This is a genomic window from Streptomyces sp. DH-12, assembly GCF_002899455.1.
GTDB lineage: Bacteria > Actinomycetota > Actinomycetes > Streptomycetales > Streptomycetaceae > Streptomyces.
The window spans coordinates 879140-896658 of the sequence record NZ_PPFB01000001.1 but is presented as its reverse complement, the minus strand read 5'-3'; the positions used below and the strand labels follow the sequence as shown (position 1 = coordinate 896658).

Below are 17519 nucleotides of genomic sequence, written 5' to 3'. Positions count from 1 at the left end.
GTGCTGTCATGCCAAGTGCTGTTCTTTGACAACGTTGTACTGGACTGGCAACGCACAGAAAAGAACATGCACACCTGCACAGCGAGCCGTCATTTCCTCACCGACGGAGGATCCGTGCGCACCAGACGACTCAGGAACCGCTTCGCCCTCCTCCTGGCCACCGCGCTGGGCGTCACCGGTCTCACCGCGACCGGGCCCGCCTCGGCCGCCGCGGAGGACGACCCCGTGGAGATCCACGGACTGAAGGGCGAGTACTGGACCCATTCCGCCCCCGGCGCCTTCGACTTCCACGAACTCAAGGCCGTCGCCTTCGACCCCCGGCTCGACTTCGACAACCTGGAGCCGCGCCTGACCTTCACCACCGGCCAGGCGGACGACGTCAGCGTCCGCTGGACCGGCAGGATCGTGCCGCAGGCCACCGGCGCCCACACCTTCTCGGTCAGCTCCGACAACGGCTTCCGGCTGTGGATCGACGGCGCCCTCGCCATCGACCACTGGGTCGACGACTGGGACAACGAACAGACCTCCGAGCCGGTCCAGCTCACCGCGGGCCGCGCCCACGACATCAAGGTCGAGTACTTCGAGCACTACGGCGGCTCCAACTTCCACCTGCGCTGGACCCCGCCCGGCGGCGTCAAGGAAGCGGTGCCCCGGACGGCGTTCCGCCTCCCCGACGGCTTCGACTACGACGGCGCCCTCGCCGCCACCGTCCTCGCCTCCGGACGCACCCTCAGACTCGACTTCCCCAAGCCGCTCGCCACCCCGCCCGCCGGCTTCACCGACCACCTCGACGCGGTCATCGGCGGGGCCCCCTGGCCGCTGACCTCGGCGCGACCCGACCCGGCCGACCCGAGGGCGCTGCTCGTCACGCTCGCCGAGCCCGTCGTCGGCAACAAGACCGGCACCGCCCGCGGCAGCGCCGACGTCCGCTACGACGGCCGGGGCGGACTGCGGGCCACCGACGGCGACCCCGTGGACGCCTTCCTGAGCAGCGGCCCCAACCGCTCCACCCACGAGCTGCGCACCAGGTGGGCCGACGAGGTGGGCCCCGGCAACGCCCACCCCGAGTACCCGCGCCCGCAGCTCACCCGCCCCGAGTGGCGCAACCTCAACGGCCGCTGGCAGTTCGCCGCCGCCGAGGAGGGCGAACGTCCGCCCGTGGGCCGCACGCTGAAGGAACGCATCCTGGTGCCGTACCCGGTGGAGTCCCAGCTCTCCGGCATCCAGCGGCACGAGGACCGCATGTGGTACCGCCGCACCTTCACCGTCCCGCGCGACTGGCGCATCGGCTCCGGCAAGCGGCTGCGCCTCAACTTCCAGGCGGTCGACTGGCGCGCCGAGGTCTACGTCAACGGCACGAAGGTCACCACGCACGAGGGCGGCTACGACAAGTTCTCCGTGGACGTCACCGACGCGCTGAAGCGGAGCGGTCCCCAGGAGCTGATCGTCGGCGTCCACGACCCGACCGACGCCGCCGACGGCGAGAACCCGCCGATGGGCAAGCAGCGCCTCGACCCGAGCGGCATCTGGTACACGCCCAGCTCCGGCATCTGGCAGACGGTCTGGATGGAGCCCGTCGCCCGCGACCACGTGGACTCCCTCAAGCTGATCCCCGACGTGGCGGGCGAACGGCTCACCGTGGAGGCCAAGGGCGTCCGCGCCGGCCTGCCGGTCACGGCCACCGCGTACGACGGGCGGCGCAAGGTCGCCACGGCCACCGGCCGCACCGGACAGCCGCTCACCCTGGAGATCGGGAACCCGCGCCTGTGGTCGCCCGACGACCCCTTCCTGTACGACCTGAAGGTCAGCGTGGGCGCCGACCGCGTCTCCAGCTACTTCGGCATGCGCTCCATCGCCGTCGAGAAGATCGACGGGGTGCCGCGCACGGTCCTCAACGGGAAGCCGATCTTCCTGATGGCCACCCTCGACCAGGGCTTCTGGCCCGACGGACTGCACACCGCGCCCACCGACGAGGCCCTCGCCCACGACCTGAGGGCGCACAAGCAGCTCGGCTTCAACTCGGTGCGCAAGCACATCAAGGTCGAACCCGACCGCTGGTTCCACTGGGCCGACCGCCTCGGACTGCTGGTGTGGCAGGACATGCCCTCCATGCGGGCCGGCCGCACCCCGGACGCCGAGGCCCGCGCCCGCTACGAGCGCGAGATGAAGGAGATGATCGACGAGCACATCAGCAGCCCCTCCGTCGTCATGTGGGTCACCTTCAACGAGGGCTGGGGGCAGTACGACGTCGGCCGCGTCGCCGAGCAGGCCAAGGCCTGGGACCCCAGCCGGCTGGTCAACAACCAGTCCGGGCTCAACCTCGGCGCCGACGGCGGCGCCGGCGACATCATGGACGAGCACGGCTACCCGAGCCCCGCGCTGCCGCCCCGCCCGGACGGCGAACGCGCCCTGGTGAGCGGCGAGTACGGCGGCCTCGGCCTCGCGGTGCCCGGCCACGCCTGGCCCGTGCAGCAGTCGTACGTCGACGTCGACCCGGCGACCTACACCGACGACTACCTCACCAAGCTCGACGAGGTGCGGGCGCTGGTGTGCCGGGGCAGCAACGGCGCCGTCTACACCCAGATCTCCGACGTGGAGGGCGAACTCAACGGCCTGCTCACCTACGACCGGCGGGTGATGAAGCCCGACGTGCCGCGGGTGCGGGCCGCGCACCAGGACCTGATCCGGGACGCCTCCCGCGCCCGGCCCGCGGGCTGCCCGGCCACCGGCTGACGGGCCCGGACGGGCGGGGCGCCCGCCCGTCCGGGCGGCGTGCGTCCGGGTGGCGTGCGTCACCCCGCCGGACGGCCGGAAGGCCCCGGCGGCCCCGTACGCCACCCGGTCTTCCGCCCCTTCCGCCGTGGCGGCGGAAGGGGCGGAGACGTCACATGCTGTTAACTAGGGGTAGCCAGATCGTACTTGACCGTAATCGGCCGGGAGCGATTGACGGCTGATCCGTTCCCGTCGTCGATGCGAGGCCCCCGCCCATGACCGCAGACCCGCTCGCCCCCCTCGACCTGGCGTTCTGGAACCTAGAGTCCGCCGGTCACCCCATGCACCTCGCGGCGCTCGGCGTCTTCACGGCCGGCTCGCCCTCCGCCGCGGCCCACGCCGCGGACCTGCTCGCCGCGCGGGCGGCCGCCGTCCCCGGGCTGCGCATGCGCATCCGCGACACCTGGCAGCCGCCCGGACTGCGGCGGTCGCTGTCGGCGCTGCGCCGCCCCTGGCCCGCCCCCGGCGAGCCCCTCACGGCCGCCCTGGGCCGCCCGCTCACCTCCGCCGTACGCCACTCGCTCGCCTTCGGCGGCGCCGCCCGCGAGCCCGACCCCGGCTTCGACCCCCTGGACCACGTCCGGCTGCACCCGCCGGCCGCCGACTTCCACACCGCCGCCGGCGAGCTGATGGGACGCCCGCTCGAGCGCACCCGTCCGCCCTGGGAGGCGCACGTGCTGCCGGGGGAGGGCGGCGCCCGCTTCGCCGTCCTGTTCAAGTTCCACCACGCCCTCGCCGACGGACTGCGCGCCCTCGCCCTCGCCGCCGCGCTCATGGACCCCACCGGCCTGCCCGCACCCCGGCCGAGGCCCGCCGAGCCGCCCCGCGGCGTCATCCCGGACGTGCGGGAGGTGCCCGGCATGGTGCGCGAGGCCCTCGCCGAGGCCGGCCGGGCCCTGGACATCGGCGCCGCCGTCGCCCGGTCCACCCTCGACATGCGCTCCTCACCCGCCCTGACCTGCGCGCCCAGCGGCACCCGCCGCACCGCCGGCGTCGTCGTCGACCTCGACGACGTGCACCGCATCCGCAAGAGCGCCGGCGGCACCGTCAACGACGTCCTCATCGCGGTCGTCGCCGGCGCGCTGCGCCGCTGGCTCGACGAGCGCGGCGACGGCAGCGAGGGCGTCGCCCCGCGCGCCCTCGTCCCCGTCTCCCGGCGCCGCCCGCGCACCGCCCACCCGCAGGGCAACCAGCTGTCCGGGTACGTGATGCGGCTCCCGGTCGACGAGAAGGACCCGCTCGCCCGGCTGACCCGGGTGCGCACCGCCATGGACCGCAACAAGGAGGCGGGCCCGCACCGCGGCGCGGGCGCCGTCGCCCTGCTCGCCGAGCACGTGCCGCCGCTCGGCCACCGGCTCGGCGGACCGCTGCTCGGGCAGGCGGCCCGGCTCTGGTTCGACGTCCTGGTCACCAGCGTGCCGCTGCCCGGCTTCGGCCTGCGCCTCGGCGGCGACCCGCTCGGCGCCGTCTTCCCGCTCGCGCCGCTCGCCCCCGGCCACTCCCTCGCGGTCGCCGTCTCCACCTACCGGGGGCACGTCCACTACGGGCTGGTGGCCGACGGCGCGGCCGTCGCGGACCTCGGCCTGCTGGCCCGCGCGGTGACCGAGGAGGTGACAGCACTCACCGTGGCCTGCGATCACTGAGCGCAGCGGTTTGGTGCTGCGGCCCGGCGCTCCGTAAAATCCCCCGTTCGACAGCGGACGCGAACGGAGCGCCGCGAGAACCGAAGCGGGAACGGCAGCGGCGATGACGGTGACACAGGACGGCCCCGACACCACGGACGAGGTGGCGCACGGGCCCGGCATCGACCCGGAGCGGCTGGCCGTCTGCCTGAGCGTGCTCGAGGAGCTCGACAGGCTCGACGTGGACCACCCGGACGCGATCGCGGTCCGCCGGGCCACCTCGCACATCTACCGCACGGTCAAGCAGCGCCGCCGCCAGGAGCGCCGGGCCGCCAAGACCGCGCACGACAAGGCGGTCACCGAGGCCACCGCCACCGGCTCCGCCCAGCGCATCGACGACGAGACCGAGGGCATCCTGCCCTCCTCCCGCGTGGAGCCGGGCCGGATCGCGGGGATACTCCAGCGCCCCCGCTCCTGCTACGTGTGCAAGACCCGCTACGTCGAGGTCGACTACTTCTACCACCAGCTCTGCCCGAAGTGCGCCGCCGAGAACCGGGCCCGCCGCGAGGCCCGCGCCGACCTCGGCGGCAAGCGGGCGCTGCTCACCGGCGGCCGCGCCAAGATCGGCATGTACATCGCGCTGCGGCTGCTGCGCGACGGCGCCCACACCACGGTCACCACGCGCTTCCCCAAGGACGCCATCCGCCGCTTCAAGGCGATGGACGACTCCGCGGACTGGATCCACCGCCTGGAGGTCGTCGGGATCGACCTGCGCGACCCGGGCCAGGTCGTCGCGCTCGCCGACCAGGTCGCGGAGCAGGGCCCGCTGGACATCCTGATCAACAACGCCACCCAGACGGTGCGCCGCCTGCCCTCCGCCTACGCCGCGCTCGTCGAGGGCGAGAGCGCCCCGCTGCCGGCCGGCGAGCTGCCCGCCCACCACGTCATCGGCGCGTTCAACTCCGGTGCGGTGGACGGTCTGACCGCGCTGCCCGCCGGTACCAGCGGCCTCGACGCGCAGGCGGTGGCCGACCTCGCGCTGGTCGCGGGCAACGCCAGCGTGGAGCGGCACCGGGACGGCACCGCCATCGACGCGGGCGGCCTGCTGCCCGACGTCGTCGACAGCAACACCTGGGTGCAGACCATCGAGCAGATCTCCCCGGTGGAGCTGCTGGAGACCCAGCTCTGCAACTACACGGCGCCGTTCATCCTGATCAGCAAGCTGCGCCCGGCGATGGCCGAGGCGGCCCGCCGCTCGTCCTCGAACCGCGCCTACGTCGTCAACGTCTCCGCGATGGAGGGCGTGTTCGCCCGCGGCTACAAGGGAGCGGGGCACCCCAACACCAACGCGGCCAAGGCGGCCATGAACATGGTGACGCGGACCAGCGCGCAGGAGATGTTCGACACCGACCGGATACTGATGACCTCGGTCGACACCGGCTGGATCACCGACGAGCGTCCGCACTTCGACAAGCTGCGCCTCGCCGAGGAGGGTTTCCACGCCCCGCTCGACCTGGTCGACGGCGCGGCCCGCGTGTACGACCCCATCGTGCGCGGCGAGGCGGGCGAGGACCTGTACGGCGTCTTCCTGAAGGACTACGCGCCCGGCCGCTGGTGACACCGGCGGACGGCCGACGGCAGCCGAACGGCGCCCCGGGCGTCCGGACTTGTCGGGTACATCGGTGGGCGCGTACTCCGATCGAGTGAGCTATGGTGTGCGTTCTGTCACGGCATGCCCGGACATAGCGCCTGATGGTGGGCGATCCGTCATGTGATGATTACAGCCAGTGCGCGGCCCCATCGAGCGGGGGGCCGCTCATTTGGTTACTCTGGGGCGGACGGAGGCAGCGACAAGGGTCCTACCCGCACCCACGATCCGTCATGGGACGGCCGGTTCACCACGGCCCGCTCTCCCTCGAACGACCGGCGCCACCGCGCCCGAACGGCATGGGACACAGACCCGCTCGGGCGCCGGGCGCCGGCCACAGGGTCGACGCGGTACGTCCCGAGGGTGACCGACACATAAGGAGTGCGCGGTGACACCGGAGCAGACGAAACTCGAACGGCGCCCCGACGAACGCATGGAGCGTTCCGGCCGCCGCCCAGGGGAACTGGGGAGCCTCGACGTGTGGGCCCGCTCGGCCCCCATCCGCCTCGCCGGGTACGAGGAGGACCTCGCGGAGCCGCACATCCTCCCCAGCGTCGACTGACACGTCACCCCCGCACCCTCGCCGCGTACCGGGCCTGAAAGACTCGCCCCCATGCTGATCAGGGAAGCGAACCCCGACGACTGGCCGCGCATCTGGCCGTTCTGGCACCGCATCGTCGCCGCGGGCGAGACCTACACCTGGGACCCGGGCACCTCCGAGGAGGCCGCCCGGGCCCTGTGGATGAGCCCCGCGAAGCGGGTGTACGTCGTCGAGGACGACGGCGGAACCGTCGTCGCCTCCGCCTATCTCACCCCCAACTACGGCGGCCCCGCCGCGGACATCGCCAACGCCGGTTTCATGGTCGACCCGGACCGGGCGGGCCGGGGGACCGGGCGGCTGCTGGCCGAGCACGTGCTGGCCGCGGCGCGCGACGCCGGGTACCGGGGCATGGTGTTCAACGCCGTCGTCGAGACCAACCCCGCGGTGAAGCTGTGGAGTTCACTCGGCTTCACCGTCCTCGGCACGGTCCCGGACGCCTTCGACCACCCCCGGCACGGACGGGTCGGACTGCACATCATGTACCGGTCGCTGTGACCGGACCGGCGCTCAGGGCCGGGCGTACGGCCGGGTCATGATCTCCATGTTGTGGCCGTCCGGGTCGTCGAAGTAGGCGCCCTTGCCGCCGAACAGGCCGTTCACCCGGCCTGGTTCGGTGTGCCGGGGGTCGGCGTAGTACGTCACCCCGGCCGCCTCCAGGCGCGCGATCATGGCGTCGAACCGCTCGTCGGGCACCAGGAACGCGTAGTGCTGGGACTGCACGGGCTCGTCCCGCATCTCGTAGTAGTCCAGGGTCACGCCGTTGCCCAGGTCGACCGGGAGGAACGGGCCGAACGGCGCCCCCACCTCCAGGCCCAGGATCCCGGCGAGGAACTCGGCGGAGCGTCTGGGGTCACGGGCGTGGACGACGGTGTGGTCCAACTGGATGTGCGGTGCTGCGGACATGGCTGTCTCCCGTCTCAGGAGTCGGATCGTCGATCCCCGCCGGCGGAAGCACGGCGGGCGGAAGGAACGACCGACGACGGAGGCGCACGCGCCCGCCCCGGACTCACTCCGGAGCCGGGAGCGCCTTTCGTGTGAGGCCCATGGCCGACCCGGCAGTCACGTCTCCGACCCTAGGTCGTGAACGCCCGTCGGGGCAATGGGACATGACTCGGGCGTCTGACGTCCGCCACCGGTGTCCGGGAGGTCGCCTGGCGGAGTGCCGGCCCGTTCTCTGGGCGAGCCGGCGCGGGGCCGTCGGTGCCGGCTCCAGCGGGAAGGCCGGCAGGACCGCCCGCAGGTGATGCGTGACCGCCGCGGCGGCTCGGCTCCGAGATCCTCACGTGCGTCCCCATTTTCCCCTGGCGTCGGGTAGTGGCACTCTCTAACATGGATAGTGTCACTACCCAACTATGGAGGCGAGAGCACCGTGCCCACTCTTCCCTGGGTCACACCCCACCCGGCCCGGCCCGACACGGAGGCCTACGTCATGGCCTCCCGCTTCGAAGTGCGGTCACTGAAGGACGTCCCCCGGTTCTTCCGGAAGTCCCTCGCCGCATGGGGTCAGGTGCGCCGGGCGCCCGGGGCGCTCGGCGCCTCCCTGGTGGCCAGGCCGCTGCGCCGGACCTTCCTCACCCTGTCCGCGTGGGAGAGCCGCGAGGCCCTCTACACCTACGCCCGCACCGAGCCGCACAAGAGCGTCATGACCGGTCTGCGGGACACCATGCGCACCTCGACCTTCACCTTCTGGGAGGTGCCGGCCGACGCACTGCCGATCGACTGGGCGGAGGCCGAGCGCCGGCTCGAGGAGCAGGCCCGTGCCGACGCGGAGGGCCGCAGCCAGACGCCGGAGGCCCGCTGACCCGGGCTCCCCCTGGGGGAGCGGCCGCGCCGCGGCCAGGCGGGCGCCTCCGGCTCCTTCCGAGGACCAGCCGGCCGGTCCGGTACCCGGTCGCGCCGGACCACTTCACGACCGCGCCCCTCTTCCTCCGCCGCACCGGTCCCGCGTCCGCTTCCGGCCCTCGTGCCTCCCCGCCGCCTGTGACGTCCCGTGTCCCACCGGGTGACCCGGGACGCCCGTGTCCCAGGTGTCCCAGCGGTCGAAGAATCGCCCGAATCCTGGCAAGGTGGCCCCATGGCTGATCGGGGAGCGAGCCCCCTGTCACTCCCGGACGACTGGCCGGAACACCCGGATCCGATCCTGGCGCTCAACCGCATGGGCAGTTTCGACTGGGACCTGGACGCCGGGGTGATGCAGATGGACGCCCAGGCGCACGAGATCTTCGACGTGCGCCCCGACGAGTACGACGACCGCCCGGAGACCCTCGCCGGCCGCGTCCCGCCCGCGGAGGCGCGGCGGCTCGACGCCGTCGTGGCCCGCGCGCTCAACAGCGGCGAGGAGAACTACGGCGCCTACTTCCGCCTCCGCCGCCGCGACGGCTCCCTGCGCTGGACCCACACCCAGGGCTACATCCGGCGGGACCCGGCCGGCCGGCCCCACCGCATCATCGGCATCGTCCGCGACGCCACCCAGGAGCTGCGCGACAGCGGCGACCGGCGCGACCAGGCCCTCCAGGAGGCCCTGCGCCGCCAGCAGACCAACGTGGTCCAGCTGACCACCGCCGCGCTCGCCCACGCCCGGACCGTGCAGGACGTCATCGACGTCCTCAAGGACACCCACGGCCTCACCCATCTGGGCGCGACCAGCCTGGTGATGGGACTGGTCGAGGCCGGGCACATCCGGCTCATCGCGGAAGGTCCCGCGGGCAGCTTCGTCCCCGGCACCGAACTCACCCGGATCGACGAGCCGTACCCGATGAGCGAGGCGGTGCGCACCCTCAGCCCGCGCTTCATCGAGTCCCCGGAGGAGTTCGCCGAGCGCTACCCGGAGCTGTGGCGGGGCATCACCGGCCTGAACATCACCTCGGCCGCCTATCTGCCGCTCATCGCGCAGGCCCGCCCCATCGGCGCGATGGGCCTGCTCTACAGCGACCGGCGCGGCTTCTCCGCCGAGGAACGCAACATCCTCGTCGCGCTCGGCAGCAGCATCTCCCAGAGCCTGCAGCGCGCGATGTTCTACGAGCAGGAGATGGACCTCGCCCAAGGGCTCCAGCAGGCGATGCTGCCCCGCACCATCCCCAGCGTGCCCGGCGCCGACCTCGCGGTCCGTTACCGCGCCGCCTCCTTCGGCGGCGCCTTCGGCCGGGACATCGGCGGCGACTGGTACGACCTGATCCCGTTGCCCGGCGGCAGCCCCACCGGCGGCAGCCGGGTCGGCGCCGTCATCGGGGACGTCCAGGGCCATGACACGCACGCCGCCGCCGTCATGGGTCAGCTCCGCATCGTGCTGCGCGCCTACGCCGCCGAGGGGCACACGCCGGCCACCGTGATGGCCCGTGCCTCCGTCTTCCTGCACGAACTCGACACCGACCGCTCCGCGACCTGCCTGTACGCCGAGGTCGACCTGTCCACCGGCGTCATCCAGGTGGTCCGCGCCGGGCACATCGATCCGATGGTGCGCCGCGCCGACGGCTCCTGCCGCCGGGTGCCCGTCCCCGGCGGGCTGCCGCTCGGCCTGTCCGCCGAGTTCGGCGGGCTCGACTACCCGGTCGGGACGATAGAGCTGGAGCCGGGCGACACCCTGGTGCTGTGCACCGACGGCCTGGTCGAACAGCCCGGCGCGGACCTCGACGACGGCGTGGAGACCCTCGCCGCGCTGATCGCCGCCGGCCCCGACGACGTACGCGACCTCGCCGACCGGCTGATCGACGTGGCCGAGGGGCGCGGAGGCGACGACGACGTGGCGCTGCTCCTGCTGCGCCGCCGCGAACCGGAGGGGCCGCGCTCCGGCGGCCGGCTCAAGCAGCTGGTGCCGCCCGGCGACCCGGAGGCGCTCTCCGACACCCGGCGCATGATCCGCACCGCGGCCGTCGCGTGGGGCGCCCGCGACCGGGCCGACGAGATCGAACTGGTCGCCGACGAGGTGATCACCAACGTGCTGATGCACACCGAGGGGGCCGCGCAGGTCACGCTCCGGGTGCTCGACGGCGCCGAACGGCGGCTGCGGGTGGAGGTCGAGGACTCCTCCAGCGCGCTGCCGCGCCGCAGGGAGGCGGGCGAGGCGGGCGTCTCCGGCCGGGGCCTGCTGCTGGTGGAGACGCTCACCGACCTGTGGGGGGTGGAGGCGCGCGGCGGCGGCAAGTGCGTGTGGAGCGAGTTCGTGGTGGCGAAGGACCCGGTGCGGGCCGAGCGCAGGCCCGGCACGGGCTGAGGCCGCGGGCCGCCGGCGGGCACCCCTGGCGCATGCCGGAACTCCCCGGGGCGAGGCGCTCAGGGACTTCCTCACCGCACACCTGACCGGCCACGGGATCGTCCGGACGCTGCCCGTGGCGACCAGCGTCCTGAAGATTTGCGACCCGCCGCTCACCGCCGTGGGGGGCCGCGAGGTCACCGCTGTCCGCCGGTACGGCGCGTTCCTCGCCCTGGCCACGGACGGCGGCCCGTACCCCGTCACCCGTCCGGCGCGCTCAGGCTGCCCGGGTCATCCGGGCCGCAGCACCACCAGCGTCTCGCCCTCCGTGGAGCGCACCTCGTAGCGTTCGATGTCGCCGGAGCGCAGCGCGGAGCCGCCCGGGACGGTGTTCGGGCGGGCGTCGTGACGGGGCACGGCCCAGCTGGTCAGGACATCCTCGGAGCCGTCCCGGCCGACCCCCACCAGGACGCACTCGCGCGGCCCCGCCGCGTCCTTGACCCGCAGCTCCACGCTGCTGCCCCACTCGCGGTCCTCGACCTCCACCTCGGCCCACACCCCGGAGCGCTCGTCGGTCGCCTCCACGGTCAGCGGGCGGGGCCCGTCGCCGCCCCGCGCCACCACCGTGACCGCCGGCACGGACACCGCCAGCACCACCGAGGCGGCCAGCGCCAGCAGCGTCCGCCGCCGCCCGGCGCGCCGCCGGAGCGACACCTGCGCGAGCAGGCGGTCCGACATCCGCGGCGAGGGCTGCGCCATCGGGTGGACCATGCGCGGGGTCGCGCTCCGGTAGAGCATCAACTGGCGTGTCGCGGGGCCGAACGCGGTCACCTGGACGGCGCAGCGGGGACACTCCATGAGGTGGTCCTCGAAGCGGAACGCCTCCGCCTCGTCCAGCACGCCGAGCGCGTAGGCGCCGACGTCGCGATGCCTCTCCAGGGACCTCATGCCGAATCCTCGTGCCGTCGGGTGCGGGTGGGGTTGCTCCTTGCTCCCACCGGTACGCACCAGGCAGCCGGATGACTCAGCCACGCACCGAATCGTGACCTACGCGTTCGGAGACCCGCGGCCCGCGGACCGGCCGGATCTCCCGCGGGCCGCGGACCGGGCCGGCGCGGCTCCTAGAAGAGGTGGATGGCGAGGTGTCCGAGCGGCAGTCCGAGCTGCCACGCCGGCGTCCACACCTTCGGCCCCTCGTCCTCCCCGGCCGCCCCGCCGCCGGGCACCGCGTTCAGATCCGGGGCCAGCAGCTCCGTCTCCCGCAGCCAGCGCCAGGCCTCCACCGCCAGCTCCAGGTCCGGGCCCGGCGTGCCCCGGCCGGACGCGGCGGCGTCCGCGGCCAGGTCGTCCAGGCGGCCTTGCACCCACTCCTGCCACGGCTGGTCGTAGGCGGTCAGCGACAGCCAGGTCTCCAGCTGGGTGATGACCCGGATGCCGGACAGCTCGCCGTCGGTGTCGGACAGGAACACGGTCAGCGCCAGCGCGTCCCGGCCCGCCCGGAACTCCACGGACGTCGGCGGCATGAGGTCGCCGGTGCGCAGCAGCTCGTCCGCGATGTACTCGGCGTAGAACCAGGCCATGGGGACGTCCGGCCGGCCGTCGCCCTCCGCGTTCTCTCGACCTCTGTGCAGCATCCCTTCCTGCCTCCTCCGGTGCGTGCGCGTCGCCCGAGCCCGGGTCCCCGGTCCGGAACACGGATGAGGACAGCCGATCCCCAACCGGGTTCCACGGCAAGGCGCTTTACGGAGGTTTGACCCGACGGCTGGTTTCACCGCATGTCGGAGGCGTAGCCCGGAAGCACCCGGCGCAGGGCGCGCAGCGCGTAGTACGCGCGGGACTTCACCGTACCGGGCGGGATCCCGAGGGCAGCCGCCGCTTCCGCCACACTCGCCCCCTGGAAGTACACGAGCACCAGGACCTCACGGTGCTCGGGAGTGAGAGTCTTCACAGCCTCCCGGACGTCGAGCATCGCGGCGGCCCGTTCCGCGTGATCGGAGATCACCCGGGCGTTCTCCAGCACGGCGTCGCCGACCTCGGCGGGACGCGCCTGTCGGGCGCGGCGCGCGTCGATGGCGAGCCGCCGCGCCACGGTCAGCAGCCAGGGGCGTACGGAGTCGAAGTTCTCGGCGCGCAGGGCCTCGGGGTGCTGCCAGGCGCGCACCAGCGTCTCCTGGACCAGGTCCTCCGCACGCTGCCGGTCCCCGTCGCAGAGCCGGAGCAGCAACGCGAAGAGGGGCCGGCCGTGCTCCCGCTGGAGTGCGGCGAGCTCGTGCTCGGCGGTGGTCCCGTGCGTGAGTGTCATTCCGGCCGTCATGGCCGTATGGCAACGCACGCCGCGGCCGGGGGACAGGGCGCGCACAGGAGTGTGCGACGGACGGTCGATCGCGTCGACGAACGGTTCGACGAACGGTCGAGACGGCTGTTCTCGCACGCCGGACGGCCTAAAGGGCGTGTCGGAGCGCCACGCGACGAGAGGAGGATTTTTACCTGTTCATCCATAAATACGACCACAGCGGGGTGACGTGATGATCGCACGCAGCAGACAGCTGGCCCTCGTCCTGACCGCCGTCCTCGCCGCGGGCGCCGCCTGCCAGGCCCGCGGCCACGAGCCGCCGGCACAGGGACGTCCGGCTCCCCCGGCGACGGCCCAGCGCGGCTTCACCCTGGTCGCGTCGGGCGATGTGCTGCCCCACGCCTCGGTCGTCGAACGCGCCCGGTACGACGCCGGCGGCAGCGGACACGACTTCCGGCCGATGCTCTCCGGCGTCCGGCCCGTCGTCGCCCGCGCGGACCTGGCGCTGTGTCACATGGAGACCGTCCACGGCGCGGACGGCGACTACGGCGGTCGCTCCCTCCTCACGTCACCGCCGGACGTGGCCGCCGGCCTCGCCGCCACCGGCTACGACGGCTGCTCCACCGCCTCCGACCACACCCTGGACGACGGCGAGGCCGGAATCCGCCGCACCCTGGACGCCCTCGACCGGGCGGGAGTGCGCCACGCCGGCTCGGCCCGCTCCGCCCAGGAGGCCGCCACGCCGACGCTGCTGAAGGCGGGCGCGGCGCGGGTGGCGCACCTCGCCTACACCTTCGGCACCCACGGGCATCCGCTGCCGTCGGACCGGGCGTGGGCCGTGAACCTGATCGACGAGGAGCGGATCGTCGCCGACGCCCGCGCCGCCCGCGGGGCCGGCGCCGATGTCGTGGTCGTCTCCCTGCACTGGGGCACCGAGTGGCAGGACGAACCCGACGACCTCCAGCTCTCCCTCGCCCGCTCCCTCACCGCCTCGAGAAGCGGCGGCCGCCCGGACATCGACCTGATCCTCGGCGCCCACGCCCACGTCCCGCAGGCGTACGAGAAGGTCAACGGCACCTGGGTCGTCTACGGCATGGGCGACCAGATCGCCGGCGCGACGACCGGCCCGGAGGGGGGCACGGACCCGCGCGGCAACCAGTCCACCGTCGGCCGCTTCACCTTCTCCCCGCCGTCCCGCCCCGGCGGCCGCTGGGAGGTCACCCGCGCCGAGTTCGTCCCCCAGCTCTACGACGTCGACGCCGGCCGGGTCCTCGACCTCGACCAGGCCCTGGCCCGGGGAGCCGAACTGCACGCCGTGCGCGACCGCATCCGCGACGTGGTGTTCAGCCGGGGCGCGGCGAAGGACGGGCTCGTGATGGCGGGCGGGGAGGGCTGAGGGCGAGAGCTGAGGGCGAGGGCGTCCGTACCGGTCGCGTCGGCCGGCTCGGCCGGCCCGCGCCCGCGGCGGAACCGGGCGGCGACCGTGCCGGCCGGGACGCCGCCCACCGGGCCGTGGCGGTGTGACGGCCGCCGAAGCGGGTGCGGTCGCGGACCGGCGTCACCGGGGCGTCACCGAGGGCGGTCCCGAACGGCCGACGGCCGGGACCCCGGCGGAACCGTCAGTCGTCGTCGACGTGGTCCAGCGCCTTGAGCAGTTCGCCCAGCACGCGCAGACACGCCGTCACCTCGGCGTCCGTCAGCCTGCCGCCGGTCTCCCGCAGCAGCGCGTGCTCCCGGTCCAGCACCTCGCCGATCGCCGAGGCGCCCCGCTCGGTCAGGCGGATCAGCGAGGAGCGGCGGTGGGCCGGGTTGGGGATGCTCTCCACCAGGCCCCGGGCCGCCGCGTCGTTCACCATGCGCTGCACGAACTGGCGGCTGATCGCCTGCGCCCGGCCCATCTGCGGCACCGTCATGGGTCCGTTGCGGTGCAGCAGGGTCAGCACGGCGCGCACGCCCAGGGACAGTTCACCGTCCGTCAGGCCGTGCTCGACGCTGCGCTGGGCGCGCCGGTACAGGGGACCGACCAGGTCGTACACCTCGGTGAGGCGACGGCCGAGCTCGTCCGGGGGGAGGGGGGTGTCGTGGTCCGTCACCCGTCCATCATGACATCCAGGTTGTCAAAGTGGCAGCAAGATGACACCCTAGTTGTCATGAATGGTGCTTCGGATCTCCGCTTCCTCCCGTCCGCCGACGGCGACCTCGCCTACCGCGACACCGGCTCCGGCGACCTCGTCGTCCTGCTCCACTCCGGCTTCCTCGACCACCGCGTCTGGGACGACCACGTGCCCGTCCTCGCCCGGCGGTACCGGGTGATCGCCCCCGACACGCGCGGCCACGGCTTCTCCGCCAACGCCACCGAGCCGTTCCGCTGGGCCGACGACCTGGCCGCGCTGCTGCGCCACCTCGACGCCGGACCCGCGGTTCTCGTGGGTCTCTCCATGGGCGGCGTGATCGCCACCGACACCGTGCTCGAACACCCCGACGTGGTCCGCGCGGTGGTCACCGCCGGGGCCGCGACCGGTGACTTCCGCTACACCGACCCCTGGCACCGCGAGCTTCAGGGCACGATCGACCGGGCGCTGGCGGCCGGCGACGTCAGCGCCTGGCTCGACGCCTTCCTGCGGCTCGTGCCCGGCCCGGACCGTACGGCGGGCGACATCGACCCGGACATCCTGCGCCGCGTCCGCGAGATGGCCCTGCACACGCTGTCCAAGCACAGCCCCGACGAGAAGGACTGGCTGGTCCGGGTGACCGGCTCCTTCGACCGGGCCGGCGAGATCCGCGTTCCGCTGCTCGCCGTCAACGGCTCCCTGGAGCCGGCCGATCTGCACGCCGCCGCCGAGCGGCTGGCCGGCGCGGTCCCCGACGGCCGGACCGCCACCGTCGACGGCACCGGCCACTACTCGGCCATGGAACGCCCCGACGCGTTCGTCCGCGTCCTGTCCGACTTCCTGGAGACCCTCTGACCCCGCGCCGTCACCGGTAACCGGTAACCGGAGGAGACGACCAGGCCGACCGCGCACCACACGGCGAACCGCGCCCGGTCCGTCACCGCAGGAACGTGATCAGCAGGGCCGGGGACACCACACCCCCGCCGGCACCACCGGCGTCCGCGGCGCACGGAAGGCGCGCGGCAGCCCCGGCCGCCGGTGGCGCAGCACGGTCACCGCCGTGCACGCCACCACGAACGCCGGCGGCGTGCCGATGTCGCTCGGCTCGGCCGCCCCGGCCGCCGGCACCGGCTGCACGTACGCGAGGGCGGGCAGCGCGCCCTGACGCCGCGCCAGGTCCGAGGCGTACGCCGCCGCGCGCAGTGACGAGTCGGAGCCGCCCCCCGGCCACGATCACCTTCGGGCCGTCCGTGCCCCGCCCGAACCGACGGGACCGCTGTTCCGTCACGGCCGCGAGGCCGTCGGAGCGTCCCCCGGCCGGACGTGCGGTCCCCGCGGAACTCCGCCGTATGCTGCGCCGACCAGGTGAAATCGTGCCGCCGCACCGGTGTCGCGGAGCTGCGCCGGACCTCCGCGGGGCGACTGATGAGTCATGCAGAAGGATCACTCGCTCACCCGGCGCCGGGCCTTGTTCGCCGGTGCCGCCGCGCTGGGCGCGGCAGGCGTGGCCGCGGCGCTCGTGCCGGGGGCCGGGGGCCGGGGCGCTCCGGCGCCGCCGCCCGTCGCCGGAGCGCCCGCGGCCCGCCGCCCGCTCAGACCCTCCGAGTACCGTCTGAGGCCCCTGACCGGCTACGGCCCCCCGCGCGCCGCGCCCGGGAGGACCCCGGTGCGCAAGGAGCCGCTGCTGAAGGTGCCCGAGAACGGCCGCACCATCGTGCTCAGCTTCGACGACGGACCCGACCCCCGCTACACCCCCGACATCCTCGACACCCTGGCCCGCCACGAGGTGCGCGCGATGTTCTTCGTGTGCGGCGAGATGGCGGCCTACCACCCGGACCTGCTGGCCCGCATGGCCGACGAGGGACACGTGGTCGGCAACCACACCTGGTCCCACCCCCTGCTCACCGGCCTGCGCCGCGCCCGCATCCGCTCCGAGATGGAACGCACCAGCGACGTCGTGGAGGAGCACTACGGCGCCCGTCCGGAGTGGTTCCGCGCCCCCTACGGCGCCTGGAACCGCGCCGCCTTCCAGCTCGGCGCGGAACTGGGCATGGAGCCCCTGGCCTGGACCGTCGACACCCTCGACTGGACCGAGCCCGGCACCCGCACCATCGTCGGCCGGGTCGAGGACGGCGCCGCCCCCGGCGTCGTGGTGCTCTCGCACGACGCCGGGGGCGACCGCTCGCAGAGCGTGAAGGCCCTGCGCTCCTATCTGCCGCACCTGCTGGACTCCGGCTACCACGTCACCGTGCCCCGCCGTGAGTACCTCTGAGAACCCCTGAG

Annotated in this window: 15 protein-coding genes and 1 pseudogene; 10 read left to right on the top strand and 6 right to left on the bottom strand. The window is 73.8% G+C overall.

Features of this window, described 5'->3' with window-relative positions; all coding sequences use genetic code 11:
* Positions 1–114 precede the first annotated feature (114 nt).
* The 5 genes from C1708_RS03125 to C1708_RS03105 all read left to right on the top strand — a co-directional run bounded on the left by C1708_RS03125 (position 115) and on the right by C1708_RS03105 (position 7138).
* Positions 115–2733: a PA14 domain-containing protein gene (locus C1708_RS03125; protein WP_106411186.1), complete on the top strand. Its 2619-nt coding sequence runs from the start codon at positions 115–117 to the stop codon at positions 2731–2733.
* A gap of 254 nt (positions 2734–2987) precedes the next feature.
* Positions 2988–4415 (top strand): wax ester/triacylglycerol synthase family O-acyltransferase, encoded by a 1428-nt coding sequence (locus tag C1708_RS03120; protein ID WP_106411185.1) that lies wholly within the window; start codon positions 2988–2990, stop codon positions 4413–4415.
* Between the two features lie 103 nt (positions 4416–4518).
* The gene (locus C1708_RS03115) at positions 4519–6012 is read left to right on the top strand and encodes an SDR family NAD(P)-dependent oxidoreductase (RefSeq protein ID WP_106411184.1); all 1494 of its coding nucleotides are present in this window, start codon (positions 4519–4521) and stop codon (positions 6010–6012) included.
* 418 nt (positions 6013–6430) lie between these two features.
* On the top strand, positions 6431–6604 hold the full coding sequence (locus C1708_RS03110; RefSeq protein WP_106411183.1) for a hypothetical protein: 174 nt from the start codon (positions 6431–6433) through the stop codon (positions 6602–6604).
* A gap of 51 nt (positions 6605–6655) precedes the next feature.
* The gene (locus C1708_RS03105) at positions 6656–7138 is read left to right on the top strand and encodes a GNAT family N-acetyltransferase (RefSeq protein ID WP_106411182.1); all 483 of its coding nucleotides are present in this window, start codon (positions 6656–6658) and stop codon (positions 7136–7138) included.
* A gap of 12 nt (positions 7139–7150) precedes the next feature.
* On the opposite strand, the gene C1708_RS03100 is transcribed toward C1708_RS03105, so the two are convergent.
* Complete coding sequence (locus C1708_RS03100; RefSeq protein ID WP_106411181.1) at positions 7151–7546, bottom strand: VOC family protein; 396 nt, start codon at positions 7544–7546, stop codon at positions 7151–7153.
* 466 nt (positions 7547–8012) lie between these two features.
* Here C1708_RS03100 and C1708_RS03095 point away from each other — a divergent pair, with 466 nt between their 5' ends.
* Positions 8013–8444, top strand: a complete 432-nt coding sequence (locus C1708_RS03095) for a DUF3291 domain-containing protein (RefSeq protein WP_106411180.1) — start codon at positions 8013–8015, stop codon at positions 8442–8444.
* Between the two features lie 273 nt (positions 8445–8717).
* On the top strand, positions 8718–10853 hold the full coding sequence (locus C1708_RS03090; RefSeq protein ID WP_106411179.1) for a SpoIIE family protein phosphatase: 2136 nt from the start codon (positions 8718–8720) through the stop codon (positions 10851–10853).
* Between the two features lie 270 nt (positions 10854–11123).
* Here the strand turns inward: C1708_RS03090 and C1708_RS03085 are convergent, their stop codons facing one another.
* From C1708_RS03085 to C1708_RS03075, 3 genes are all read right to left on the bottom strand, one after another.
* Positions 11124–11780, bottom strand: a complete 657-nt coding sequence (locus tag C1708_RS03085; RefSeq protein ID WP_106411178.1) for a zf-HC2 domain-containing protein — start codon at positions 11778–11780, stop codon at positions 11124–11126.
* A gap of 173 nt (positions 11781–11953) precedes the next feature.
* Positions 11954–12466, bottom strand: coding sequence for a hypothetical protein (locus C1708_RS03080; RefSeq protein WP_106411177.1), 513 nt, complete (start codon positions 12464–12466; stop codon positions 11954–11956).
* A gap of 134 nt (positions 12467–12600) precedes the next feature.
* Positions 12601–13146, bottom strand: coding sequence for a sigma-70 family RNA polymerase sigma factor (locus C1708_RS03075; RefSeq protein WP_106411176.1), 546 nt, complete (start codon positions 13144–13146; stop codon positions 12601–12603).
* A 211-nt stretch (positions 13147–13357) separates the two neighbouring features.
* Here C1708_RS03075 and C1708_RS03070 point away from each other — a divergent pair, with 211 nt between their 5' ends.
* Positions 13358–14521: a CapA family protein gene (locus C1708_RS03070; RefSeq protein WP_106411175.1), complete on the top strand. Its 1164-nt coding sequence runs from the start codon at positions 13358–13360 to the stop codon at positions 14519–14521.
* Positions 14522–14744: 223 nt separating this feature from the next.
* Here the strand turns inward: C1708_RS03070 and C1708_RS03065 are convergent, their stop codons facing one another.
* A complete protein-coding gene (locus tag C1708_RS03065; protein ID WP_106411174.1) occupies positions 14745–15218 on the bottom strand; it encodes a MarR family winged helix-turn-helix transcriptional regulator in 474 nt (157 codons plus the stop codon).
* A gap of 57 nt (positions 15219–15275) precedes the next feature.
* Here C1708_RS03065 and C1708_RS03060 point away from each other — a divergent pair, with 57 nt between their 5' ends.
* On the top strand, positions 15276–16091 hold the full coding sequence (locus tag C1708_RS03060) for an alpha/beta fold hydrolase (RefSeq protein ID WP_106411173.1): 816 nt from the start codon (positions 15276–15278) through the stop codon (positions 16089–16091).
* A gap of 222 nt (positions 16092–16313) precedes the next feature.
* Here the strand turns inward: C1708_RS03060 and C1708_RS34775 are convergent.
* Positions 16314–16524, bottom strand: a pseudogene (locus C1708_RS34775) (putative universal stress family protein); the annotation flags it as partial.
* Positions 16525–16668: 144 nt separating this feature from the next.
* Between C1708_RS34775 and C1708_RS03050 the strand changes: the two are divergent.
* Positions 16669–17508: a polysaccharide deacetylase family protein gene (locus C1708_RS03050; protein WP_106411172.1), complete on the top strand. Its 840-nt coding sequence runs from the start codon at positions 16669–16671 to the stop codon at positions 17506–17508.
* Positions 17509–17519: the final 11 nt, after the last annotated feature.